The sequence below is a fragment of the Luteococcus peritonei genome, assembly GCF_039526385.1.
Taxonomy (GTDB): domain Bacteria; phylum Actinomycetota; class Actinomycetes; order Propionibacteriales; family Propionibacteriaceae; genus Luteococcus; species Luteococcus peritonei.
In genome coordinates this window covers 93,384-116,555 of the sequence record NZ_BAAAIX010000013.1, presented here as the reverse complement: position 1 = coordinate 116,555, position 23,172 = coordinate 93,384, and the positions used below count along the sequence as shown (strand labels likewise).

The 23,172-nt window shown below is 68.7% G+C and carries 17 protein-coding genes and 5 pseudogenes; 11 read left to right on the top strand and 11 right to left on the bottom strand.

Translation table 11 applies throughout. The annotated features are described in order from the left end of the window. From ABD073_RS05645 to ABD073_RS05635, 3 genes and pseudogenes are all read right to left on the bottom strand, one after another. A pseudogene (locus ABD073_RS05645) lies at positions 1-360 on the bottom strand (IS3 family transposase); the annotation flags it as partial. A 930-nt stretch (positions 361-1,290) separates the two neighbouring features. Continuing rightward, positions 1,291-1,638 (bottom strand): annotated as a pseudogene (locus tag ABD073_RS05640) (ISL3 family transposase); the annotation flags it as partial. A 230-nt stretch (positions 1,639-1,868) separates the two neighbouring features. Beyond that, positions 1,869-4,535: an excinuclease ABC subunit UvrA gene (locus ABD073_RS05635; protein ID WP_343872955.1), complete on the bottom strand. Its 2,667-nt coding sequence runs from the start codon at positions 4,533-4,535 to the stop codon at positions 1,869-1,871. 99 nt (positions 4,536-4,634) lie between these two features. Between ABD073_RS05635 and ABD073_RS05630 the strand changes: the two are divergent. Next, a pseudogene (locus ABD073_RS05630) lies at positions 4,635-4,904 on the top strand (ISL3 family transposase); the annotation flags it as partial. Positions 4,905-4,916: 12 nt separating this feature from the next. Here the strand turns inward: ABD073_RS05630 and ABD073_RS05625 are convergent. Beyond that, positions 4,917-5,165 (bottom strand): annotated as a pseudogene (locus tag ABD073_RS05625) (tyrosine-type recombinase/integrase); the annotation flags it as partial. Positions 5,166-5,337: 172 nt separating this feature from the next. Further along, positions 5,338-5,550: pseudogene (locus ABD073_RS05620) on the bottom strand (excisionase family DNA-binding protein); the annotation flags it as partial. On the opposite strand from ABD073_RS05620, the gene ABD073_RS05615 reads away from it, so the two are divergent. The 7 genes from ABD073_RS05615 to ABD073_RS05585 all read left to right on the top strand — a co-directional run bounded on the left by ABD073_RS05615 (position 5,531) and on the right by ABD073_RS05585 (position 13,300). Further along, positions 5,531-5,779: an RNA-binding protein gene (locus ABD073_RS05615; protein WP_343872954.1), complete on the top strand. Its 249-nt coding sequence runs from the start codon at positions 5,531-5,533 to the stop codon at positions 5,777-5,779. The pseudogene ABD073_RS05620 and the gene ABD073_RS05615 overlap by 20 nt on opposite strands. Continuing rightward, positions 5,776-6,273, top strand: a complete 498-nt coding sequence (locus ABD073_RS05610; RefSeq protein ID WP_343872953.1) for a DedA family protein — start codon at positions 5,776-5,778, stop codon at positions 6,271-6,273. Before ABD073_RS05615 ends, ABD073_RS05610 begins: the two co-directional genes overlap by 4 nt. Before the next feature lie 125 nt (positions 6,274-6,398). Further along, positions 6,399-7,358, top strand: coding sequence for an ABC transporter permease (locus ABD073_RS05605; RefSeq protein WP_343872952.1), 960 nt, complete (start codon positions 6,399-6,401; stop codon positions 7,356-7,358). Continuing rightward, positions 7,355-8,335, top strand: coding sequence for a carbohydrate ABC transporter permease (locus ABD073_RS05600; RefSeq protein WP_343872951.1), 981 nt, complete (start codon positions 7,355-7,357; stop codon positions 8,333-8,335). The genes ABD073_RS05605 and ABD073_RS05600 overlap by 4 nt, the downstream gene beginning before the upstream one ends. A gap of 22 nt (positions 8,336-8,357) precedes the next feature. Continuing rightward, the gene (locus ABD073_RS05595; RefSeq protein WP_343872950.1) at positions 8,358-9,971 is read left to right on the top strand and encodes a type 2 periplasmic-binding domain-containing protein; all 1,614 of its coding nucleotides are present in this window, start codon (positions 8,358-8,360) and stop codon (positions 9,969-9,971) included. 225 nt (positions 9,972-10,196) lie between these two features. After that, positions 10,197-11,177: an ATP-binding cassette domain-containing protein gene (locus tag ABD073_RS05590; protein ID WP_343872949.1), complete on the top strand. Its 981-nt coding sequence runs from the start codon at positions 10,197-10,199 to the stop codon at positions 11,175-11,177. Continuing rightward, a complete protein-coding gene (locus tag ABD073_RS05585) occupies positions 11,177-13,300 on the top strand; it encodes a YhgE/Pip family protein (protein WP_343872948.1) in 2,124 nt (707 codons plus the stop codon). Before ABD073_RS05590 ends, ABD073_RS05585 begins: the two co-directional genes overlap by 1 nt. Positions 13,301-13,399: 99 nt before the next feature. On the opposite strand, the gene ABD073_RS05580 is transcribed toward ABD073_RS05585, so the two are convergent. The 4 genes from ABD073_RS05580 to ABD073_RS05565 all read right to left on the bottom strand — a co-directional run bounded on the left by ABD073_RS05580 (position 13,400) and on the right by ABD073_RS05565 (position 18,112). Continuing rightward, entirely contained in the window at positions 13,400-14,800 is a 1,401-nt protein-coding gene (locus ABD073_RS05580; protein ID WP_343872947.1) for an Nramp family divalent metal transporter, read from the bottom strand. Positions 14,801-14,986: 186 nt separating this feature from the next. Beyond that, positions 14,987-16,024, bottom strand: a complete 1,038-nt coding sequence (locus tag ABD073_RS05575; RefSeq protein ID WP_343872946.1) for a glutathione synthetase — start codon at positions 16,022-16,024, stop codon at positions 14,987-14,989. A gap of 67 nt (positions 16,025-16,091) precedes the next feature. Further along, positions 16,092-17,300: a tyrosine/phenylalanine carboxypeptidase domain-containing protein gene (locus ABD073_RS05570; RefSeq protein WP_343872945.1), complete on the bottom strand. Its 1,209-nt coding sequence runs from the start codon at positions 17,298-17,300 to the stop codon at positions 16,092-16,094. Beyond that, positions 17,300-18,112, bottom strand: coding sequence for an N-formylglutamate amidohydrolase (locus tag ABD073_RS05565; protein WP_343872944.1), 813 nt, complete (start codon positions 18,110-18,112; stop codon positions 17,300-17,302). The genes ABD073_RS05570 and ABD073_RS05565 overlap by 1 nt, the downstream gene beginning before the upstream one ends. Positions 18,113-18,443: 331 nt before the next feature. Between ABD073_RS05565 and ABD073_RS05560 the strand changes: the two genes are divergently transcribed. The 3 genes from ABD073_RS05560 (at position 18,444) to ABD073_RS05550 (ending at position 20,872) form a co-directional block, all read left to right on the top strand. Continuing rightward, positions 18,444-18,923 (top strand): transporter substrate-binding domain-containing protein, encoded by a 480-nt coding sequence (locus tag ABD073_RS05560; protein WP_343872943.1) that lies wholly within the window; start codon positions 18,444-18,446, stop codon positions 18,921-18,923. Continuing rightward, positions 18,920-19,870 carry a cation efflux transmembrane domain-containing protein gene (locus ABD073_RS05555; RefSeq protein ID WP_343872942.1) on the top strand — a complete coding sequence of 317 codons (951 nt, stop codon included), beginning with the start codon at positions 18,920-18,922 and terminating at the stop codon, positions 19,868-19,870. The genes ABD073_RS05560 and ABD073_RS05555 overlap by 4 nt, the downstream gene beginning before the upstream one ends. 102 nt (positions 19,871-19,972) lie before the next feature. Continuing rightward, entirely contained in the window at positions 19,973-20,872 is a 900-nt protein-coding gene (locus tag ABD073_RS05550; RefSeq protein ID WP_343872941.1) for an SDR family oxidoreductase, read from the top strand. An 81-nt stretch (positions 20,873-20,953) separates the two neighbouring features. Here the strand turns inward: ABD073_RS05550 and ABD073_RS05545 are convergent, their stop codons facing one another. Both ABD073_RS05545 and ABD073_RS05540 read right to left on the bottom strand, forming a co-directional pair. Further along, positions 20,954-22,210: a hypothetical protein gene (locus ABD073_RS05545; RefSeq protein WP_343872939.1), complete on the bottom strand. Its 1,257-nt coding sequence runs from the start codon at positions 22,208-22,210 to the stop codon at positions 20,954-20,956. Positions 22,211-22,327: 117 nt separating this feature from the next. Continuing rightward, the gene (locus ABD073_RS05540) at positions 22,328-23,038 is read right to left on the bottom strand and encodes an IclR family transcriptional regulator (protein WP_343872937.1); all 711 of its coding nucleotides are present in this window, start codon (positions 23,036-23,038) and stop codon (positions 22,328-22,330) included. Between the last annotated feature and the right edge of the window lie 134 nt (positions 23,039-23,172).

The window sequence follows — 23,172 nt, the reverse complement described above, 5'->3', positions numbered from 1 at the left end:
GCCCTTCGTCACGCCACAGGCGTTGGATCTTCTTGTGGTTCACCACCCACCCCTCGGCGCGGGCGTCGTGATACGCCCGCCGATACCCGTAGCGGGGATGGTCCTTCGCCCAGGCGCGCAGCCACTCCCTGAGCGCCCGATCCGGGTCCGCGACCGTGTCGCCCTTGAGCGGTCGCCGGTACGCGGAGCGGCTCAGCCCGACCAGACGGCACGCCATCCGTTCGCTCACCCGCAGCTCGCGCTTGAGGTGATCGACGGCGGCGCGGCGCCTGTCCGGGCTTAGAAGTTTCCCTCAGCCAGCTCCTTGAGCGCGGCCTTCTCCAGCTCCGCTTCCGCGAGCAGACGCTTCAGGGTCGCGTTCNNNNGAGCTTACGGACGACCTGCTCCGGGGTGTGACGCTTCCTGCTGTTCGTCATGATCTGACCAGTCTCCCTGCCCGCGACCGCGGGCAACAGGACGACTCTCGTAACGACTGGACCTACGAAACGGGGTCAGCCCACACAGACCGTGCTCCACTTCGCGGTAGCCCACTGCGACGAGCATGAGTTTGGCCTCCCGTTCGGTAAGTCCTAGCGCATCTCCATACGCAGCCGGATCCCAACGCCGCCTGATCCGCGTGAAGTTGGAACCTGCATCCTTCGACGGCATCCCCCTCTGGACGAAGTCCTTTGCCTGCGCTGCCACTTTCGTCGTTGGCCAAGGGGTTGAGGTATCTCCCATGAGGCGCCTCAGGGGCTGAGTGAGGCTTCTCCAGCGAGGCGTCGAACCAAAGAGGTCTTGGAACAGGGAACCGATTGCAACATAATCACTCCCCCCTCCAAAGCCACCAGCATTGGACACTGCGATGTGCCGCGTCCGCACGTGAGGGTCCCGAAGATCAAGCCCGCGTTCGAAGTCATCCCAGAGAAGGGGTTCATCGGGACCCCGCAAGTAGCACCTGCCGCCCTCGTCGCCGCCAACGAAATCAAGCATGGGAAGAAGGTGAGGGTGCTCTCCTCCAAGTGCTTCCTCGACCAGCCAAGGGTGGGGGCTGGTACCCATGGGAAGCTGGTGACCTTGCCCTTCAGCTAGGACGAACGCGGCTTGGATCACTTGACTCAACGTCATGGTTGTCATCGACTGCGATCTCGACGGAGAGAGCGCCAGTCACAATCTGCCCGTCGACGAATGAGACAGTCACAGTCGTTCCCGAATCGGCATCTACCCGCATAGTCCCTAGTTTCGTGAGTGGTAGAGGATCCGACACCCCTATCCAAATGTCTTCGTTGCTGAGCCTACGGTTCAGGACGCCGCCGTACTCCACAACAGCCCACCCCGCGACAGCTTCGCTCGCGTCGGCGCCGCCGCCGTGGTGTCTTGGCGCCACGTGCGCCCGCACGGTGAGCAGCGGTAGCGGCGCACGCGCAGCAGCGGCGTCGTCGGTCGGTGACCGAACGGCTCGTGCGCCAACCGGCGCGTCACCGTGCCTCGCTGAACGCCCTCGGCGCCGCAGCCCCGGCACCACGGGTCGGCCTCTGCCAGTCGGCACTCCAACACCGTCCGATCCGGCTCGAGGCGCTGCCCGACCACTTCTAGGCCAAGCTCGTCGAGGCGGCAGAACGTGGTCAGGTCAGGGGTCGCGAAGGTAGCGTGGAACACGTCGAGGTCTCTCTCGGATGGCTGGCGTCGGAACCTCCATTTTGGGAGACCTCGACCCCTACCCGCCGCCGACGCTAAGCGTGGCCGTTCGACGTGCAGTTAGAGATGGCCAGTCGGCTCGGCACCGAAGTCGTCGTCGCGCCATCTGCCGCGCATGTCCCCACCGTCGAGGCGCCTCGGGAGTTCGTCGACAGCTTGCGCCTGCTGAGCATCATGCTCGAGGGAGAAGGTCATGCCCCTGACGTCAGCGTCGCGGCCTCGGCGAGGGCGGCGGCGAGATACGGTGCTGAAGCGCTGTTTCTCGACGTGGCGACCTCTGCTGGCGTTCCGGACGCGACCACTGTGCCGCCGTTGTCACCGGCTCCCGGCCCGAGATCGATGACGTAGTCGGCTGCGCCGACCACTCGCATGTCGAGTTCCACCATCACGACCGTGTTGCCCGCATCGACGAGAGTCTGAAGGTGGGTAACGAGACGGTCTGCGTCGGCACAGTGCAACCCGGAGGTCGGCTCATCGAGCACGTACAGAGTGTCGCCGCGCTGCGCTCGTTGCAGTTCGGTGGCCAGCTTCACACGCTGCGCCTCCCCACCGGAGAGCTCTGTGGCCGGCTGTCCCAAGCGCAGATAACCGAGCCCGACGTCGACCAGCGAGGTGAGGGAGCGCATCACGTCGTACTCGCCGGCGAAGAACTCGTGAGCCTCTTCGACGCTCATCGCGAGGATTTCCGCGATGTTGCGCCCTCGCCAGGTGATCTCCAGGGTGCTCGATTGATAGCGGGTGCCATGGCAGTCGGGACACACGGTGTAGACCGAGGGCAGGAAGAGCAGCTCGACCATCACGGAGCCTTCACCCTCACAGGTCGGGCAACGGCCGCCTGCGACATTGAAGGAGAACCGACCGGGCTTGTATCCGCGTGTCCGAGCTTCCAGCGTCTCGGCGAACCGGCGCCGCACATGATCGAAGAGTCCTGTGTAGGTCGCGACGTTGGAGCGGGGCGTGCGGCCGATGGGTTTCTGGTCGATGCTCACCACACGCCGGACGGTCGTGAGATCGCCCTCGACCGACCCTCCGAGTTCATCGGACTCGTCGGTGAGGAGCAGGGCCTCGGCCTCAGCGCTTTCCTCCTCGACGCGAGGGGCGTCTCCTTGCCTGGCGCCGATGAGGGCAGGTAGGACTTGACTGACAAGGCTGGACTTCCCCGACCCTGACACGCCAGTGACAGCCGTGAGCGTTCCGAGCGGTAGCGCCACAGATACGTCCCGCAGGTTGTTGCGGGTGACGTGCTCCAGCTGCAACCAGTCGTGGGCGGCACGGGGCTGGTGCGGTGGAAGGCCGCTGCCCCCGAAGATGTATCCGCGCGTCACCGACTCGTCGACCTCCGCGAGCCCGTCCGTGGGTCCGCTGTAGATCACGCGCCCGCCGCGTTCCCCGGCTCCGGGGCCGATGTCGACCAGCCAGTCCGCGTGCCGCATGACGTCGACGGAATGCTCCACGACGAAGAGGCTGTTGCCGCGCTGCTTCAGCGCGTCGAGGATACCCAGCAGCGCGGTGACGTCGTGCGGATGGAGACCGGCTGACGGTTCGTCGAGGACGTAGACAACACCGAACAGTTCCGACGTGAGCTGCGTGGCGAGTCGAAGTCGTTGTAGCTCCCCTCCGGACAGTGTCGGCGTAGTGCGACCTAGCGAGAGGTAACCGAGTCCGAGATCGATGATGGGGCGCAGGCGGTCCAGCAATTCTGCGCCCAGGCGGGCTGCCGCGGCGCGCTTCTCGACAGACTGATTCGGTGTGCGACGGACATCCGGCGCAGCGGAGTGCGCGGAGCCGCCAGCAGCCACGCGCTGCTCGACGGCTTCACGTCTAGTCGCGACATCTACCACGTCGCCGGAGGTCTCGCCCTCGCGGTCAGACTCGGCGACGACGGACTCGAGGAGCTCAGCCAATTCACGCAGTGGCAAGGCTGAGAAGTCCGCGATATCGAGTCCTTCGAACGTCACCGTCAGCGCTTCGGGTTTGAGCCGCTTCCCATGGCACACCGGGCAGACCGCCGCGCTCATGAACTGGGCTACGCGGCGCTTCATCGACGCGCTCTTCGTGTTCGCGAAAGTGTCGAGCACGTACCGCCGCGCGCCAACGAAGGTGCCCGAGTAGCTCGGTTCGATTCCTGCTCGGATTGCCCGGCGCGCCTCGGCGAGTGTGAGTCGAGAGTGGACGGGAACGAAGGGGGTCTCGTCGGTATAGAGGATCCAGTCCCGATCCTTCTTCGGCAGATCCTTCCACGGCACGTCGACGTCGTAGCCGAGCGCGACGAGCACGTCCCGCAACTGGTGGCCGTGCCAGGCGGTCGGCCACGATGCGATGGCGCGCTCCCGGATGGTGAGTGAGGGATCGGGCACCATCCGCTCCTCGGTCACCGCGTACACTCTGCCGATGCCGTGGCACTCGGGGCACGCGCCCTGCACGGTGTTCGCGGAGAAGTCCTCGGCGTAGAGCATCGGCTGACCGTCTGGGTATTCACCGGCTCGCGAGTAGAGCATCCGAACCACACTCGACAGCGTGGTGATGCTGCCTACAGAGGAGCGCGCGCTGCGCCCTCCGCGCTGCTGCTGCAAGGCGACTGCGGGCGGCATCCCGGTGATGGAGTCGACGTCGGGGACACCCGCCTGGTCGATCAGTCGCCGCGCGTACGGGGCAACTGACTCCAAGTAGCGCCGCTGCGACTCCGCGTACAACGTGCCGAAAGCCAAGGAGGACTTCCCGGACCCGGACACGCCCGTGAACACAACCATGGCGTCACGCGGAACCGTGAGGTCGACGTCCTTGAGGTTGTGTTCGCGGGCACCACGCACCCGGACATCGGGCTGGACGTGGGTGGACGCTGAGGAAAGGTGGCCCATTTAGGAACTGTACCAAGCGGGCCTCCTGGTAAGCAGGTTCATCGACCGGGGAGGCAAGATGGTGCGGCTGTTTACCGGCTCTTCACAGATGAGGATGGCCTCAAGACCTGGCTGTCACAGCAGCCCCAGGCCTGGCGCGACGGCATCCAGATCGTCGCGATGGACGGCTTCACCGGCTTCAAGACCGCTACCACCGAAGAACTCCCCACAGCCACGACGGTGATGGACCCGTTCCACGTGATCCGCCTCGCAGGCGATGCACTCGACGTCTGCCGACGCAGGGTCCAGCTCGAGCTGCATGGCGGCCGGGGCCGCAAGCACCATCCCCTCCACCAGAACCGGCGAACACTCCACACCGGAGCCGACCTTCCGGTAGAGCCGCTCGAGGTGCTCCGGCTGCAGCCGGTCCAACTTCTCTTTGCCCAGGTTCGGGATCAGGTGCTTCTCGACGGCCGTGCGATAGGCCGCAAGGCTGGACGGCCGCAGGTTCGGCGCGGCGATCACGTCGAGCCAGTGCTTCAGCCAGGACGCGACGCTCCACTTCCGTCCCGGCTGAGCAACGGCACCCTTGGCGCGGTCCTTCTCCAGCTCGCGGACCTTGCGCGTCACCTTGGCGCGGTCCTTGCTCATGACGTGGCGGCGGTCCAGGGTCCCGTCGTCCTTGTATCCGACGGTGATGGGGCGGTGATCCGGACGTGACAGTAGCCGTCCTTGCCCGTGGTAGATGGACGACGCGCGGTTGGGACCACGCGACGTCATCGGCGGTGCGCAGGCGCTCGACATCGGCCCGGAGACGCTCGATGTAGTCGGCGACGGCCTGCACGGGCACGCGGCGCAGACGGCCGACCATGACGGACTCGATCTCGCCCATGAGGACGAGGTGGTAGGCGGTGGATCGGCCGACGTTGAGTCGGTCGGCAACCTCCTCAACCTTGAGCAGCAGGCGATCGGGGCAATGGCGGTGGCGGTCATGACGGGTTCCTTCCAGAGGGGGAATGGTTGGGAGAACGGACATCCACCGCTCCACCGCCCGCGCCGTCGAGGAGATCGTCACCCAGCTGCAGGCCAAGGGCTACACCCTGGTCACCGTGCCGGAACTGCTGGGCACCATGGACGCCTCGAAGGCCTACTACACCGGCGCCCGCTGGGCCGGCCCGGACGACCCCGGCAGGCCCAGAGGGGCCGATACAGCCAGGCCGGCCCGGACGGCCAGCTTGGCCCGGCCCCGTAGGCTGTCAGGGTGAGCGAGCAGTGGTGGAACCCGATGAGCTGGGAGGCACCCTTCGCCGCCGTCGCCGGCGCCCTGTTCGTCATCGTCACCCTGCGCGCCGGGGCCACCTACGCCATCGGTCGCCTGCTGCGTCGCGGCGGCGAGCACAGCCGCGGCGCCCAGCTGATGCACCGCCCCGGTTTCGTCCACGCCACCGAGCGGCTGAACCGCTGGGGCGCGCCGGCCGTGAGCCTCAGCTTCCTCACCGTGGGCCTGCAGACCATGGTCAACCTGGCGGCCGGTTTCACCCGGATGCCACTGCAGCGCTACCTCCCGGCCCTGGTGGTGGGCTGCATCGCCTGGGCCTGCATCTACGCGACGGCCGGCTTCATCGGCATCTCCGCCGCGGTGCGGCTCTACCAGGTGCACCCCGCCCTGGCCTGGGGCCTGGGTCTGCTGGTGGTCAGCGGCCTGGTGCTCTTCTGGCGCAGCCAGCGCCTCGCCGCACCCCAGCCGCCCACCGACTGACTCGCGGGGGCGGAGCGCATCCAACCGCACCCCCACCCGTCGGGGGCCATCCACAGGGGTGTGACCTCGGGCTGACCAGCACCGATAGCTTTCCGCTCACACAGCCACGGTGAAGGAGGTCAAGGGTGAAGCTCGGTCGAAGGACGTCGTCCGAGGCCCCCGTCGTCCGTCGGCGCGCCAGTCTGGGCCAACGCCTGCGCCGAGACCGCACCCTGCTGCTGATGTGTCTGCCGGGGCTGCTGGTGCTGCTGGTCTTCCACTACGCCGCACTGGCCGGCAACGTGATCGCCTGGAAGGACTACAAGCCCTACATCGGCATCACCGGCTCCGACTGGGTGGGCTGGGAGAACTTCGAGGTGCTGACCAGCGGTGACCCGGCCTTCCTGCGCGCCGTGCGCAACACCCTGGTGCTCACCCTGGTGCAGACCGTGCTGGTCTTCCCGGCGCCGATCGTGCTGGCCCTGCTGCTGAACAGCGTGATGTCGCCGCGGATCAAGCGGGTGGTGCAGAGCGTGCTCTACCTGCCCCACTTCCTCAGCTGGGTGGTGGTGGTCGCGATCTTCCAGCAGGTGCTCGGCGGCGGCGGCCTGATCAACACCTTCCTGCGCCAGCACGGCTGGCAGACCCTGGACATCATCGGCAACCCGGACCTGTTCATCCCGCTGCTGACCAGCCAGGTGATGTGGAAGGACACCGGCTGGGCCACCATCCTCTTCCTGGCCGCGCTGGCTGGCATCGACTCCTCGCTCTACGAGGCCAGCCAGGTGGACGGTGCCTCCCGGCTGCGCCAGCTGTGGCACGTCACCCTGCCGGGGCTGCGCGGCATCATCATCCTGCTGCTGATCCTGCGCCTGGGCGACTCGCTCAGCGTCGGCTTCGAGCAGATCATCCTGCAGCAGAAGGCCGTCGGACTCGACGCCAGCGAGGTGATCGACACCTATGTCTTCAACCACGGCATCGCCGGCGGCGGCTGGGGCGAGGCGACAGCCGTGGGCCTGGTCAAGGGCGTGATCGGAACCATCCTGGTGCTGGGCGCCAACAAGCTGGCCCACATCTTCGGCGAGCAGGGGGTCTACCAGTCATGACCGAGGCGACACCCAAGCCCCATCCCGCGCTGGAGGCCAGCCGGGTCCCCGAGCACGATCAGCCCCGGGCGCGCCGCAACCGTCGTCGAGGCCGCCTCGAGAACGGCCAGCAGGCTCCCGGCGGCGGCGAGCGGCTGCTCACCGCGGTGGTGCTGCTGGCCTGCTGCCTGGCGGTCGCCGTCCCCTTCCTGGCCGTCATCTCCACGTCCATCTCCAGCGCCGAGCACGTGAACCGGATGGGCGGCTTCGTGCTGTGGCCCGACGGGATCGACCTGAGCGCCTACCGCTCGGTCTTCGCCGGTGGCGTGGTCACCAGGGCCCTGATGGTGAGCATCGGCGTCACCGTGGTGGGCACCATCCTCTCGCTGGTCGCCAGCGCCATGATGGCCTTCGGTCTGAGCCGGCCCGGCAGCCTGGGCCACAAGCCGATCCTGATGGTGGTGCTGTTCAGCCTGCTCTTCAGCCCCGGCCTGATCCCCTCCTACCTGACCGTGAAGCAGGTGGGCCTGCTGGACAGCTACTGGGCGCTGATCCTGCCGGGCCTGGTGAGCGCCTTCAACATCATCGTGCTGCGCTCCTTCTTCATGAACATCCCGCAGGAGCTGTTCGAGTCGGCCCGCATCGACGGGGCCTCGGACTGGTCGATCTTCACCCGGTTGGTGCTGCCGCTGTCCAAGGCGGTGCTGGCCGTCATCGGGCTGTTCTACGCCGTCGGCTACTGGAATGCCTTCTTCGGCGCTCTGATCTACCTGTCGGACCAGGGCAAGTGGCCGCTCACCCTGATCCTGCGCACCTACCTCGTCGACAACCAACAGCTGTCGACGGCCGACCTGGGCGCGGGCGTCGACGCGCTGCCGCCGCAGCCCGCGCTGCAGATGGCGATGCTGCTGATCGCCGTCGCCCCGATCCTGTTCGTCTACCCCTTCCTGCAGAAGCACTTCACCACCGGCATGCTGACCGGCGCGGTGAAGGGCTGACCCACCCACCGAGGAGATCACCATGACCGAGTTGAGCCGTCGCACCCTGCTGGGCACCGGAGCCGGCCTGAGCGCCGTCGCCCTGGGAGGGCCACTGCTGGCCGGCTGCGGGGGCGGCGAGTCCTCCTCCGGTGGCGCCAAGGCCGGCGAGGCCGCCGCCACGCCCGCCTACCAGGCCGCGACCGGTCCCAAGCCGGACATCGTCGGCGACGCGAACATCCCCGACACCTTCTTCCACTACCCCGCCGACCCGGTCCAGACCGTCACCGCCAAGCCCGGCGACGGCAAGCCGATCTCGATCCTCACCCAGACCTACTCCCCGGTCACGCCGCAGCCGCCGACCAACACCGCCTGGGCCCACCTGAACGAGCAGCTCGGCTCCGACCTGGAGATCCAGCAGATCCCGCAGGCGGAGTACATCAACAAGTTCTCCACCACCCTGGCCGGCGGACAGCTGCCGGACATGTTCTTCATCGCCGAGGTGGCCGACATGCCGGCGATGGTGGAGGCCACCTGCCTCGACCTGTCCGACCACCTGGCCGGGGATGCCATCAAGAAGTACCCGAACCTGGCCGCGATCCCCTCGGAGGCCTGGGAGGTGGGCCGCTTCAACGGTCGGCTCTACGGCCTGCCCACGCCCCGCGGCGCGATGTCCTCCGGCGTGCTCTTCCGTCGCGACGACCTGCTGGCCAGCAAGGGGATCAATCCGGAATGGAAGAACTTCCAGGAGTTCTACGAGCTGGCCACCGAGGTCAACGACCCGCGCGGCGGTCGTTGGGCCACCACCGTGGTGCCCAAGCAGTACATCAAGAACATGCTGGGCCTGCCGAACTTCTGGCGCCACGAGGACGGCACCATGAAGAGCTGGTGGACCGACGAGAAGATGGAGCAGGCGCTGGAGGCCGAGCGCAAGTGGGCCAAGGCCGGGCTGATGAACCCCGACGCCTTCGCCCGCCCCAACCAGAAGAACTGGTTCACCACCGGCAAGGCCTACTTCAACCCCGACTCCTTCACCGCCTGGGCGCAGTACATGACCGATGCGCCCAGCGGCTTCGACATCGACGTCTGTGACATCCCGGCCTTCGACGGCCAGGGCAAGGGCCACCTGTGGATGAGCTTCCCCTCCTTCGGACGCTCGGCGATCAACAAGAAGGCCGGCGACCGCGTCGAGACCCTGCTGAAGGTGGCCGACTACCTGGCCGCCCCCTTCGGCAGCAAGGAGTACCTCGCCGTGAAGTACGGCAAGCAGGGCGCCGACTACACGCTGAAGGGCACCGATCCGGTTCCCACCCCGGCCGGTGGCGGAAACACGGCGCTGGGCGTGAAGTACATCGTCGACTCCCGCATCGCCAACTACCTGCCTGGGCACGACGAGGCGGCCAAGAAGCTGGACGCCGCCATCCGCCGACTGGTGCCGGATGCCTACCGCAATGACGCCGTCTACCTGTTCAGCAAGGAGTACGAGAAGAACTTCCAGACGGCCAACACCAGCTTCGAGGCACTCGAGAACGACATCGTGCAGGGCCGCAAGCCGGTCTCTGCCTGGCGTCCCGCCGCGGACGCCTGGTGGAAGGACCATGGCCAGAAGATGGCCGAGGAGCTGGCCCAGGCCTACCAGGACGCCGGCCGCAGCTGAGCCACCACCCGCGGCCTCCCACCATCCGTCACGTCCCCGTCACCCTCCCGGTGGCGGGGACGTCCGCGGAATGGGCTCCCCATCGGCGGACAGCAATCCCTAGTCTGGGGGGGGAGATGATGGGCTGTCAGCGTGGTCGGCCTCGGCTGTGGTCCACCTGAGACAACTTTTCTGAACCCATTGGTACGAATATATTTGACGGGTCGCTTCTTCGAAAGGTGTTCCATGGACGAGCAGCACGGCGAGATCTCCGAGGCCCCGCGCCACGTCGAGACCGCCGACGTCGACGCACCTCCAAAGCCGCACGCCCCCGAGCACGCCCTGGGCGAGGACGAAGTCTCCCCCTCCGCGGCCCACGCCCCCAGCCACGCGCTGCCCGGCGACGAGCCCGAGCCGACCGTCGACCTCCCCCGCCACGGCGCCGGCCCGCTGGCCGACGACATGTTCCGCGAGCCCTCGCCCGACACCCTGCCCCAAGCAGAGGCCACCGAAGACACCCGCGCAGCCCTGCTGCAGGCGCGCGGCCTGGAGCTGGCCGGACGCCAGAACATGGTCTTCGGCCCGCTCGACCTGGAGCTGCGCCCCGACCAGGTGGGCGTGGTCACCGGCCAGCAGGGCTCCGGCCGCTCCGCCCTGCTGCTGGCGCTCGCCGGACGTCTCAAGGGCGTCCAGGGCAGCCTCATCGTCGGCGACATCGACGGGATCGCCCACCCGCGCGCGCTGCGCAAGCAGGTCTCGCTGGCCCGGATCACCGACTTCGCCGAGCTGGAACCCAACCTCACCGTCGGTGAGTCCCGCGACGAGCGCGCCATCGCCGAGGGCATCGGCACCCGTCGTGGCCGGGAGCGCTTCCGTCACCTGGAGGACCTGCTGGACCACCGCTTCCAGCTCGACCAGTGGGTGGACCGCCTGCCCGCCGTCGAGAAGACCCTGCTGGTGCTGGTACTCGGCTGCCTCAAGCCCGCCAGCCTGGTGGTCTGCGACGACCTGGACGACTCGCTGACCGATGCCCAGCTGCGCTGGATCCACGACGGCATCGCCGTGCTGCGCGAGGACGGCAACCACTTCTTCGTCAGCATGCTGGACGAGAGCCCGCTGCCCGACGACGCCCGCGTCGTCCACCTGGTGCCGCCTCCCTCCCGCGACGCCGACTTCCTGCCCAACCACCCCATCCGTCGCCACCTGGCGACCCGCAAGGACGTCTGATGTTCCTCTCCCGCTTCGAACTGCGCCGCTTCCGCGGCCTGCTGCCCAAGCTGGCGCTGATCTTCGCCGCGCTGGTGCCGGTGCTCTACGGCGCCATCTACCTGGCGGCCAACTGGGACCCCTACGGCCGCCTCGAACACCTGCCGGTGGCCGTCGTGAACGAGGACAAGGCGGTGAAGTACAACGGCAAGGACGTGCATGCCGGCAAGGACTTCACCGACAACCTGCTGGCCGGCCACGAGTTCGACTGGCACATCACCGACGCCGCCGAGGCCGAGGACGGGCTGCGCGAGGGGCGCTACTACCTGACGGTGCGGGTGCCGTCGAACTTCTCCTCCAACCTGGTCAGCGGCTCCACCGACGACCCCAGGCGCGCCGAGATCACCCTGCACCGCAACGACGCCAACGGCTTCGTGATCGGCTCGGTCACCGGCCAGGCGCAGAACAAGATCACCGAGGCGGTGAACCAGACCGCCGTCGAGTCCTACTTCGAGGCGGTCTTCGCCAACCTCAAGAAGATCCGCGAGGGCATGGTACAGGCTCGCGACGGCTCCGCCCAGCTCACCAAGGGGCTCACCGACGCGAAGTCAGGCTCCTCGCAGCTGGCCACCGGCGCCAGGACGGCCAGCACCTCCACCCACCAGCTGGCCACCGGCGCCGCCGAGCTGAACGCCGGCATGGGGCAGCTCTCCACCGGCGCCAGCCAGCTGACCGCCGGGCTGGGCAAGCTGAGCAGCGGCTCGCTGGAGCTCTACGACGGCGCCACCCAGGTGGCCGGCGGCACCCAGCAGCTGGCCGACACCGTCGTCCCGGTGCTGGACCGCGCCGCCGAGGTGCAGGGCCAGGTGAAGACCGATTCGGCCGCCATCAACTCCGACATCCAGAAGCTCACCGGCCAGGTCAGCGGCACCACCAGCTCGGTGGACACCCGACTGACCGACCTGCAGGCCTCGCTGGGCGAGCTGGCCGCCATCCCGGGCGTCGCCGACTCGCAGGCCTACAAGAATGCCCAGGCTCGGCTGGGGCTGGCGCAGCAGCGCAACCAGGCCGTCGCCGAGGCCGCCGCCCGCGCCTCGACCCGCTCGTCGACGCTGAACAGCCGGGTGCAGGAATCGGCCGTCGCCGGTGACCTGAAGGACGCCTCGGCCAAGCTGACCAAGCTGAACAACGGCGCCCACCAGGTGGCCGGCGGCGCCAAGGAGCTGCACGCCGGCATCAACCAGGCGCAGTCCGGCTCCTCGCAGCTGGAGACCGGCATCGCGAAGGCGGCCGGCGGTGCCGGCCAGCTCAGCAGCGGCGCCGCGCAGCTGGACACCGGCATCGCCACGCTGTCCACCAACATGACCAAGCTGGACACCGGCATCGGCAAGCTGCTCACCGGCTCGCAGCAGCTCACCAAGGGCCTGACCGACGGCGTGAAGCAGATCCCCGCGCTCACCGAGGACCAAGCCAACGGGGCCGCGCAGGTGCTCTCCTCACCCGCGCGCGTGAACACGCTGGTGGAGAATCCCGCCCACGTCTACGGCCGGGGTCTGGCGCCGCTCTTCTTCTCGATCGCCATGTGGGTCTTCGGCATCTCCGGCTTCCTGGTGATGCGGCCCATCTCCGGGCGCCTGCTGGCCGGCCGGATGAACCCGCTGCGCCTGACGCTGAGCGCCTTCATCCCGTTCGGAACGGTGGCGGCGGTGGGCGCCGCGCTGATGCTCGGCACCGTCTGGGCGGCCCTCGGCCTGGATCCGGTGCACGGGCTGGCCACCGTGGGGCTGACCCTGCTGGTGGCCCTGGTCTTCGCGATGATCGCGCACCTGTTGCGGATGTCGCTGGGGCTGCCCGGCTCGGCGATCCTGCTGGTCTGGCTGATCCTTCAGCTGGCCTCCACGGGTGGCACCTATCCGGCCGCGGTGCTGCCGCCCTTCTTCGGCTGGATCAACCCGTTCATGCCGATCACCTACTCCATCGACGCCTTCCGGGTGGTGATCTCGGGCGGGTTGTGGAGCCACTTCTGGCGCGACGTGGCCGTGCTGGTCTGCATCGGCCTGGGCGCCCTGGCTCTCGACGTGCTGGCCGTCGGCCGACGCCAACGCTTCACCATGAACGACCTGCACCCGCCGCTGCAGCACTGACGCACGAGCCCCGGGCACCACTGGCGCCCGGGGCTCATCGCATCACAGGCGAACACCGGGCACCCCGGAGCCGGCGGCCCACCAAGGCGTCGCTGCTGGTCAGAGCATGTCCACCAGGGAGATCAGACCCACCGCGAACACGGCGATGGCCGAGATCACCAGGTAGACCATGAAGGCCTTGCCGTCCTTGATCCGCGGGTCGGTCTGGGTGCGGGAGAGGTAGAGCGTCGCCACCGAGACCGCCATCAGGTACAGGGCGTTCAGGATGCCGCCCAGGATCACCATCTGCAGCGGGGAGGAGACCACGACTCCCAGCAGGCCCCAGATGATCGGCAGAAAGATCATCAGGAAGCGCATCATCCGGTCGCGGGCGGCCATGTCCTTCCAGTCGAAGGCGCCGAAGATGCTGAGCGCCGCGGCGGTCTGGCGGCTCAGCGAGGGCACATTGGCCAGGATGGTCTTGAACAGGGCGATGGCGGCGAAGACCAGGAAGCCGACGCCGGCCCAGCCGCCCATGGTGTCGGAGAAGATCCGCGAGAGCACCTTGAGCACGTCATTGCCCTTGGGCGCGAGGCCCTGCGGGTGCAGCACCGCGGCGCCCAGGATGTAGAAGGCGGCGGTGGACAGGGTGTAGACCACCCAGCTCAGCCAGGCGTCCTTCTTCATCACGCTGATCCAGCCGCGGGCCCGCTCGGCCCAGGCCTGTGAACCGTCGTTGGGGCCGGTCCAGGCGGCATAACCCTTCTCCACGCACCAGAAGGAGTAGGAGCTGATCTCGCCGGCGCCGATGCCGGTCAGGCCGAACATGCTCAGCGCGATGCCCATCGTCCCCGCCGCGATCTTGAACTGCATGCCACCGGCCAGGTCCGCCGCGCTCCAGCTGAAGGGCGTGAACTGGATGCCCAGCACCAGCGCCACCACGACGGCGGTGACCAGCACCACCAGGACGGTGGAGACGTTCTCGACGATGCCGTAGCGGTTCGAGAAGTGGATGGCAATGGCGATCACCACCATCAGCGCCACCCAGAAACCGATCGACAGCATGCTGGTGGGATCGCCGCCGATCGGGACCAGCATGGACATCGCCAGACCGGCCGCGCTCAGCACGCCCGCCTGGCTGGTGAGGAACTGCACGAACATCAGCACCGCCAGGTAGCTGATCCAGCCGCGACGCCCGATCCGGGGCGGGACGTCGTCGTAGCCGAAGGTGCCCGGCTTGCCGGTGGAGATGGACCAGCGGGCCAGCTCGATCTGCACCGCAACCTTCACGAAGGTGGAGACGAAGACCAGCCAGAGCAGCAGGAAGCCCACCTTGGCGCCCAGTGTGGTGGCCGTGATCAGCTCGCCGGAACCCACCACCGCCGCGGAGGTGATCATGCCCGGGCCCAGGAAGCGCATGCTGGGGCCCCACCCATGGGGCGGCTGCTGGATCTTGGCCGGATCGAGGTCGTACGGGTCGCCCTGCTTCTCGGCCTGGTCGACCACTGCGTCGTGGGTCATCACATCTCCTGGGGGGGTGGCACGTCCGTGTGCGGAACGTTGCCACGTTAGGGAAGCGAACCCCGCCTGACAACCGAGGTCCAGGAGTTGCCCACGGCTCCGGTCACCGTCCTGGCCCCCAGACCGGGCGGTGACGCGAAGGACCCGCGGCCTCGACGGCTGCGGGTCCGTGCAGGGCGTGGTGCCTCACATGGCGGCGAGCGCCTTGTTGGGCAGGCCTTGCGGGTAGTGGGAGCGCATCTTCACCTTGCGCTCCAGGTCCTCGATGATGCGCGGGGTGAAGTCCACCTTGTAGATGTTCTGCGAGGAGCCCAGGCCACCGGGGGTGAAGACGTTGACCTCCATCAGCTTGTCGCCGACGATGTCCAGGCCCACCAGGAACATGCCGTCGCTGACCAGCTTGGGGCGGATCACGTCGACCATCTCCAGCATCTCGTCGGTGATGGTGGCCTCCTGGATCTTGCCGCCGGCCGAGACATTGGAACGCATGTCCTTGCTCTCGTTGACGCGACGGAAGGCGGCATGGGCGCCGTCCACCTTGAGCGGCTCGCCGTTCATCACGAACAGTCGGGTGTCGCCCTCGGCCGCAGCCGGCAGGTACTCCTGCGCCACCACATAGCCGTCACGGGCGATCGCCTCGATGATCTGGTTCAGGTTGGGCGACTCCTCGTCGTTGACCAGGAAGACGCCGCTGCCGCCGGAGCCCTGCAGCGGCTTGAGCACCGCCTTGCCGCCCAGGTCGTTGACGAAGTCGTTGAGCTGCTCGGCATCGCGGCTGATCAGCGTCTTGGGGCGCACGCGCTCCGGGAAGTGCTGGAAGTAGGCCTTGCTCATGGCCGTGGCCAGCGTCTCGGGGTCGTTGACGACGAGCACACCGGAGGCCGCCAGCAGCTGGCCGAAGGCGATCCCGGCGGTGCTGGCCCACGGGCGGTCGGGATCGCTGGCGGGGTCGGAGCGCAGCATCAGCACGTCGAAGTCGCTGAGCACGGTCTGCTCGCCCTCGCTCTTCTGCAGGTCGGCCAGGAAGCGGTCGTGCGAGCGGTAGTTCTTGCCGGAGGCGGAGTGCACCAGCGCGCCGAGCGAGCCGTCGGGCAGGTAGTTGAAGTCCCCCAGCCCGATGATGCCGGCCTCGTGGCCGAGCTGGCTGGCGGTCAGCGCCAGCCGGGTGGTGGTGTAGCCGGCCTTCTCGGTGGCCACGTCGTTGACGACGAATCCGATCTTCATGCTGCTCCTTGCTCGGTCCTGCGTGGTCGGTCGTGCTGGGTGGTGGTGCAGGGGTGGTCAGTGGCGTTCACAGGTCATTGGCCTCGGGGTCCGGCGGCGCCGCACCCTCCTGCGTGGGGTGGGCGACGCTGCTCGACAGCGGCTCCACCGCGGCCCGCGCCAGCCGGTCGACGGCCTGCGGGTCGGCCAGGTAGTGGGGCTGGATCCGGGCCGGCGCCAGCCTGCCGTCGGCATCCAGCTGCTCCACCAGCGGCAGGTCCGCCAGCGCGAACTTGCCCAGGTAGAACAGGTCGAGGCGGCCACCGTCGCGCAGGTGACCCAGCAGGTCCACCAGGCCGCGCAGGTAGCAGGCGTCCTTGGTGAAGCCGCCGGAGCGGTGGATCCGCATCACGGTGGTGAAGGCGCTGCCGCGCTTGAAGCCGCGGCTGACCAGCTGCTGCCAGCAGTCGAAGAAGCCGGCGCCGTTCACCATGGCGTCGACGGTGAGCACGCGCCCGGCCAGCTGGCGCAGGCGGGTGGCGGTGAGCTCGCCGCAGGCGATCTCACCCATCACGGCCAGCCCCTCCTGGGTCTCGTCGTAGCCGGCCAGGCCGGTGCCCAGGCAACGCACCTGCTGCGCCCCGCCGTTCACCTGGGTCACCAGGTGGGTGCCGATCTCGTGCTGCAGCAGGGCATTGGCGCGGGTGGACTGCACCTTGGAGTCAGCACCGATCAGCAGGGTGTCACCGCTGACCATCACGCCGTTGACGTCCTCGCGCACCTCGGCATGCATCACCACGTCGGGGTCCTGCGCGCGGTACCAGGCGATCTCGGCCTGGGCCAGCTCGTGGAAGGCATGGGCGTCGACGGCCGGGGCGGGGGCGGCGTCTGCGGGGACGGCCTCCAGCACCTGCTTGGCCAGCTCGCGCAGCTCCTGGGTGACGCCGCCGTAGAGCTCCACGGAGAGCGGCAGGAAGTCGGCACTGTTGCGGGCCCGCAACATCTCCGCCTGCAGCCGCAACTCACGGTGCTTGTTGGCCAGCAGCTGGCGCACGGTGGGGTCCTGGACCCGGTCCAGCTCGATGTGCTCGAGCGTGGCCAGCGCCACGTCGGGATCGGTGGACAGCGGGCGGTAGCTGAAGTCCGGTTCGGCATGGTCGCCGTCCAGCCAGGCGCGACGCCGATCCGCGGCATCCACCGGGGTCAGGTCCAGCAGGAAGCGGAAGGTCTCCGAGAGCTGGGCCAGCTCCTCGTCGACCGCCAACGTCTGCTCGTCGAGCGGCGTGCGGATGCTCATCAGCGACGCGGCTCCAGCCCGTGGTTGGCCTCCAGGGCCGCACGGATCGGCTCCACGGTGCCGGCCAGCGCCCGCGACAGCTCGGCGATGTGCTCGGCATCCGGCTCGCCGGTCCACTCGTCCATGAAGGTCTTCTTGAACTCCAGTGCCAGCGCGCAGCCCTTGTCCGGGTAGCGCTCATGCACCCACTGGCACAGGTTCGCGCCCTTGAAGCGGACGTTCTCGCGCACGTCGAGCCGGCCCCAGCTCACCTCGGCGCCACGCAGCGAGTCGGTGAAGGCATCCACCACGTCGGCCCACTTCTCGCGGTCCATGGTGCCGGTGCCGAGGTTGACCTCGGGGTTATCCTCCTGCGGCGAGGCCGGTGCGTCGGCACCGTCGCGACGGTGGTTGTAGGAGTGGACGTCGAAGAGCACGAAGGGACCACGCTCGGCCAACTCGTCGAGCCGCTCGCCGAGGGCGGCGTAGAAGGCGTCGTGCTCCTCGCGGGAGCGCTCCACCGCGTCGTCGGGCAGCACCTCGTCGCGCCAGACCACCAGGTCCCAGCAGTCGGCGGGGGTGCGATAGACCGCCTTGTCGCGCGAGCGGTTCAGGTCCACCTCGAAGCGGGAACGGTTCACCATCACGCGCGGCCCGATCAGCTGCGCGATCAGGTTGGTGTACGGGTCCTCCTCGCGGAGACGGTCGGCCTCGTCCAGCTGCATCAGCTCGGCCACCTCCGGGCGCAGCTCGTGGCCGGCGTGGATCGAGGTGGCCACCACCGGGCTGTCCCAGGTGCCGAGGAACTCGAAATGGGCGAGGTTCTGGTCCATGCCCGCCACGCTAATCGGACGATGCGGGCCTTCGACAGTGACCAAGCTCACAGCGAACAGGGCCGAGCGCCCCACAGCGGGGCGCTGACAAGGCAGTCCTCCCGCCGGCTCCGGCGGCCACCGGCCCGCTGTCGCCACGATGCGCGCACCACAGCCCCCGACGGGACCATTCCCGCCAGACCGTGGCGGATCCTGGTCGATCCTCGGCGCGGAGTCCGGCCCAGGAGGATCACATCCCACCCCTGCAGGCGATTCCATCACCGGTTGCCAGCGCCCTAACCTTGCTCCGCGGCGCACCCCCCGAGCGCCCGTGACCAGGAGGAGAAGTGTTGTGACGGGCACCCACCGACGACCGCGACAGGCAGTCGCCGCCCTGCTGGGCCTGCTGCTGCTCGCGGGCTGCGGCATTCCCAAGGACCCCGACAACACCTTGCAGCGGATCGACCAGGAGGGCGAGATCCTGGTGGGCGTCGCCCCCGCCCCGCCACTGGTGGAGGTCAGCAATGGCATGCCCTCGGGCCCCGAGGCCGAGCTGGCCAAGGGCTTCGCGCGCACCCGCGGCGCCACCATCACCTGGGTGGTGGCCGGTCAGGAGGAATTGGTCAAGCAGCTGGAGGACGGCCAGATCGACCTGATGGTGGGCGGGCTCACCAGCAAGTCGCCCTTCAAGAGCAAGGTCGGTCTGACCCGCGCCTATGCCACCGACGTCGACGACCACGGCGACACCGTCAAGCACGTGGTGGCCGTGCCGCTGGGCGAGAATGCCATGGTCAGCGCCCTGGAGACCTGGTTCGACCAGGGCCGGCCGTGAGCACCGCCACCTTCGGCAGCACCCGGCTGCCCCGCGAGCAGCACCGCGCCCTGAAGAAGGCTAAGCGGCTGCAGGTGATCTCACTGGTCTACCTGGCCACCGCCGTCAGCCTGGTGGCGGCCGTGATGGGCTCCTCGCAGGCCATGAAGGCGGCCTGGATCGAGGACTGCCTCAGCTTCCTGCCACCGCTGGCCTTCCTGCTCGCGGTGCGCAAGGTGCGACGCGAGCCCGACCACGAGCACCCCTACGGCTACCACCGCGCGGTGGGCGCCGCGCACCTGGCCGCCTCGGTGGCCCTGCTGGCGCTGGGCGGCTTCATGGTGGTGGACAGCATGATGACCCTGGTGCGCCAGGAGCACCCCACCATCAGCACCATTGACCTGTTCGGCCACACCGTCTGGCTGGGCTGGGTGATGATGGGCGCGCTGGTCTACACCGGCTTCCCGCCGGTGATCCTGGGGCGGATGAAGCTCAAGCTCGCCGAGCAGCTGCACGACAAGGTGCTCTACGCCGACGCGGACATGAACAAGGCCGACTGGTCCACCGCCGGTGGCGCCATGCTCGGCATCCTGGGGATCGGGTTGGGGCTGTGGTGGGCCGACTCCGTGGTGGCCACCTTCATCGCCGCCTCCATCGTGAAGGACGGCTGGACCAACATCTCCAATGCTCTCTCCGGGCTGCTGGACCGCCAGGCCCGCACCTATGACGACTCCGAGGACCACCCCGCCATCGACCAGGTGCGACGCTTCTTTGCAGGCCTGCCCTGGGTGGACGAGGTGGCGGTGCGGATGCGCGACGAGGGCCACGTCTTCCACACCGAGGTCTTCGTGGTGCCGGTGGGCGAGCCGTCGCTGCAGACGCTGGAGACCGCACGGGACCGGGCGCGGGAGCTGGACTGGAAGCTGCAGGACCTCCAGGTGGTACCGGTCAGCGAGCTGCCGGCCTGATTTCGCGGTGGGTGAAGGCAGAACCGCCCTCGGGGTGGTGAAAGACGGCGCGCGCCTGCCTAGCGTCGGAGGTGACACCCGAATCCGAGAGGAAGCACCCCCATGGCAGAGCAGGACCAGCTGACCTTCGCCAACCCCGTCACCCGCTACGAGGACCTGGAGATCCCCGAGCAGGGCCAGCCCGAGCCGGGCCTCGACGCGGACCTGGTGCCCAAGCCCGATCGCGGCGAGCAGACCTACCGCGGCACCGGCCGGCTCGAGGGCCGCAAGGCGCTGGTCACCGGTGGCGACTCCGGCATCGGCGCCGCCGTGGTGATCGCCTTCGCGCGCGAGGGCGCCGACGTGGCCTTCGGCTACCTCCCCGCCGAGGAGGAGGACGCCCAGAAGGTGGCCGAGCTGGTGGAGCAGGCCGGCCGCAAGGCCGTGAAGCTGCCCTACGACATCACCGACGAGGCCGCCTGCCGCACGCTGGTGGAGCAGGCCGTCGAGCAGCTCGGCGGGCTGGACATCCTGGTGAACAATGCCGGGCACCAGAAGTCGGTGGAGAAGCTCGAGGATCTCTCCGACGAGCAGCTGGTGGAGACCTTCGACACCAACATCATCGCCATGTTCCGCATCACCAAGGCGGCCCTGGCGCACCTGGAGTCGGGGGCCAGCATCATCAACACCACCTCGATCCAGGCCTACTCCCCCTCGCCCGACAAGGTGGACTACGCCTCCACCAAGGCGGCCATCAACAACTTCACCAAGGGCATGGCCGAGCAGCTGGCCCCCAAGGGCATCCGGGTCAATGCCGTGGCGCCCGGGCCGATCTGGACCCCGCTGCAGGTGCAGGGCGGCCAGCAGACCGACGAGCTGCCCGACTTCGGCAAGAAGACCGCGATGGGCCGCGCCGGCCACCCGGTGGAGCTGGCCCCCGCCTATGTCTTCCTGGCCTCTCCGGAGTCCAGCTATGTGGTGGGCGAGACGCTCAACGTGAACGGTGGCATGCCCACCCCGTGACACCGGCACGGACGACGGGGCCGCAGCCTTGGCTGCGGCCCCGTCCATGTCCGGCTGCGATGGGGGCAGACCCCCCGGCGCTCAGGCCTCGTAGCGGAAGAGCACCGGCTCCACCGGGTGGGCCTCCAGGTCGAGCGGGGTGACGGTGAGCACGCCGCTGCCCGGCACCACCGAGCTGCCCTGGAAGTCGGCGTCGCCGAGCTGGCCCAGCAGGCACTCGCCGGGGTGCTCCTGCGCGTGCTGCACCTCCTCGGCGGTCAGCAGGACGGGGCGACCGACGGTCTCGACCCCCTTGGCGAACAGGAAGCGAGACTCCTCGCCGCGGTAGGCGACGGCGCAGTACGGCATCTCGTGGTTGGTCTCCACGACCTCCCAGCCGTCCTCGGCGAAGAGCTGCATCATCTGGTCGCGGGCCTCGATGCTGGCGGCGCGACGCCGCGAGTCGTCCAGTTCCCAGCCGTGCTGCACGACGGGCTGCGGCGCGCTGGGCTCCGGGGTGCGGCCGACGTGGCCGGCCCACAGCTCCTCGAGCTGGTCAGCCATCGGCTGGTGCAGCTCGACGCCGCCCTTCTGCGGGTTCCAGCCGTAGCCGGGCACCTCGACCACCAGACGCTGCGCCGCCACCATCTGCTCGGCCGGCACCACCAGGTGCCAGTCGACGTCGATGTAGTTGGCCATGCGGCTCGGGTCGTCCCAGTGCTCGCCCTGGTAGACGCGGCTGGAGACCACGCCGTGGCCGCGCACGCCACGGTCCCCGCGGCCGTGCTGCAGCAGGAAGACCCGGTCCCCCGGCTCGATGCCCTGGCGGCGTCCTCCGGCGTACCAGACCTCGCGGACGGGGGCGCCGGCGGCGGTGCGGGTGATCACCTCCTGCTCGTCCTCGGGGGTCCAGAACCACATCTCGGGGTCGATGGTGAGCAGGAAGGTGCGGCGAGCGCGCTCCGGGGTGGCATAGCGCTCCGCAGCCGTGATCTCGTCCTGCTCGGTGGTGTCGATGTGGCTGACCTCCCGGTCGGTGTCCACCTGGCGTCCCACCAGGGCATCGCGCACCGGGTCCCCGCGGCGCAGCAGGCGACCCAGCAGGGCCTTGCGCGGGGTCCCCTCGTCGTCGACGTTCTCGATGCCCTCGAGCTCGGCCACCAAGCGGATCGTGCCGTCATAGCTGAAGGTGGCGAACTGCTCGGTGGCGGCGAAGTCGTCCAGGTCGTAGGCGCCACGGTTGGCATTCCACAGCTGCTCGTCGCCGAGCTTCGGGTCGTAGCCGACGAAGCGTCGCGGGATGGGCTGGTTGTCGGGGTCGACGTCGCGTCGCGCCTGCAGGGCGATGTTGATGGCCACGGAAGAACTCCTCAAGGTCACGGGCGTACCACGGGAGGCTATACAGTCACCCGTTCAAGCCCGCAACCCGTACGCCCAGAGCGCAAATTGGGCTCCCACTGGGGCGTTCAGAGACGTTCAGGACTCGGTGATCCGCCCCGCCGCGCGTCGGAGCTGGCCGACGACGTCCACCAGGTCCAGGTCACCCAGTCCCAGCACGGCCAACGCGGCCCGACGATCCGGCAGCGGGATGGGCACCGCCACCGAGCGGACCCCCGGGATCACCTCGTCGGAGCTGGTGGCATAGCCACGCTCGCGCACCTTCTGCACGTCCGCCTCCCGCTCCCCGGCAGCGCCCGGCGGCTGCATGGCCAGCAGCACCAGGCCGGGAGCGCCCTGAGTGAGCGGATGGGAGGTGCCGGGCTGCTGCACGATGCTGGCGCCCTGACTGGGCGCGGTGGCCGAGGCCACGGTCACGCAGGAACCGGCATTGGCCACGGCGACGAAGGCGGTCAGCCCGGAGCTCTCGGCCAGCTCGTCGAGCACCGGCTGGGAACTGGCCAGCAGGCCCTGCGAGCCCTGCCGCGCCAGCACCGCCAGGCCGGAGCCCGGCGCATAGCTGCCCGAGGGGGTGCGCCGCACCAGGTGGTGGTGCTCCAGGGTTCGTAGCAGGCGCCAGGCGATGGAGCGGTGCACCTCCAGAGCGGCGGCCACCTCGTCGACGCGCACCGGGCCGTGCTGGGCGCACAGGTAGCGCAGCGCCCACAGCCCGCGCGAGAGGGTCTGCGAGGCCACCCCCTCGTCGGCCTCCGCGATGCGCGGTGGCAGCGCCATCAGGTCGTCGCCCATCGCGTCTCTCCCGTCCAATTTCGGCTGACCCATTGCCAAGCCGCTGTCCGGAATGGCAAAATCGTATCAAATCTCGCATTCCGAACTCAGTGTTCGATATGAGAACACTACAGGTCCGTCACGACGAAGTGAGG

Excerpts from the sequence above, each read along its gene's own strand:
- ABD073_RS05635 (WP_343872955.1), bottom strand. The coding sequence starts at position 4,535 with ATGGGCCACCTTTCCTCAGCGTCCACCCACGTCCAGCCCGATGTCCGG.
- ABD073_RS05615 (WP_343872954.1), top strand. The coding sequence starts at position 5,531 with ATGGTTGGGAGAACGGACATCCACCGCTCCACCGCCCGCGCCGTCGAG.
- ABD073_RS05600 (WP_343872951.1), top strand. The coding sequence starts at position 7,355 with ATGACCGAGGCGACACCCAAGCCCCATCCCGCGCTGGAGGCCAGCCGG.
- ABD073_RS05595 (WP_343872950.1), top strand. The coding sequence starts at position 8,358 with ATGACCGAGTTGAGCCGTCGCACCCTGCTGGGCACCGGAGCCGGCCTG.
- ABD073_RS05590 (WP_343872949.1), top strand. The coding sequence starts at position 10,197 with ATGGACGAGCAGCACGGCGAGATCTCCGAGGCCCCGCGCCACGTCGAG.
- ABD073_RS05585 (WP_343872948.1), top strand. The coding sequence starts at position 11,177 with ATGTTCCTCTCCCGCTTCGAACTGCGCCGCTTCCGCGGCCTGCTGCCC.
- ABD073_RS05580 (WP_343872947.1), bottom strand. The coding sequence starts at position 14,800 with ATGACCCACGACGCAGTGGTCGACCAGGCCGAGAAGCAGGGCGACCCG.
- ABD073_RS05575 (WP_343872946.1), bottom strand. The coding sequence starts at position 16,024 with ATGAAGATCGGATTCGTCGTCAACGACGTGGCCACCGAGAAGGCCGGC.
- ABD073_RS05570 (WP_343872945.1), bottom strand. The coding sequence starts at position 17,300 with ATGAGCATCCGCACGCCGCTCGACGAGCAGACGTTGGCGGTCGACGAG.
- ABD073_RS05565 (WP_343872944.1), bottom strand. The coding sequence starts at position 18,112 with ATGGACCAGAACCTCGCCCATTTCGAGTTCCTCGGCACCTGGGACAGC.
- ABD073_RS05550 (WP_343872941.1), top strand. The coding sequence starts at position 19,973 with ATGGCAGAGCAGGACCAGCTGACCTTCGCCAACCCCGTCACCCGCTAC.
- ABD073_RS05540 (WP_343872937.1), bottom strand. The coding sequence starts at position 23,038 with ATGGGCGACGACCTGATGGCGCTGCCACCGCGCATCGCGGAGGCCGAC.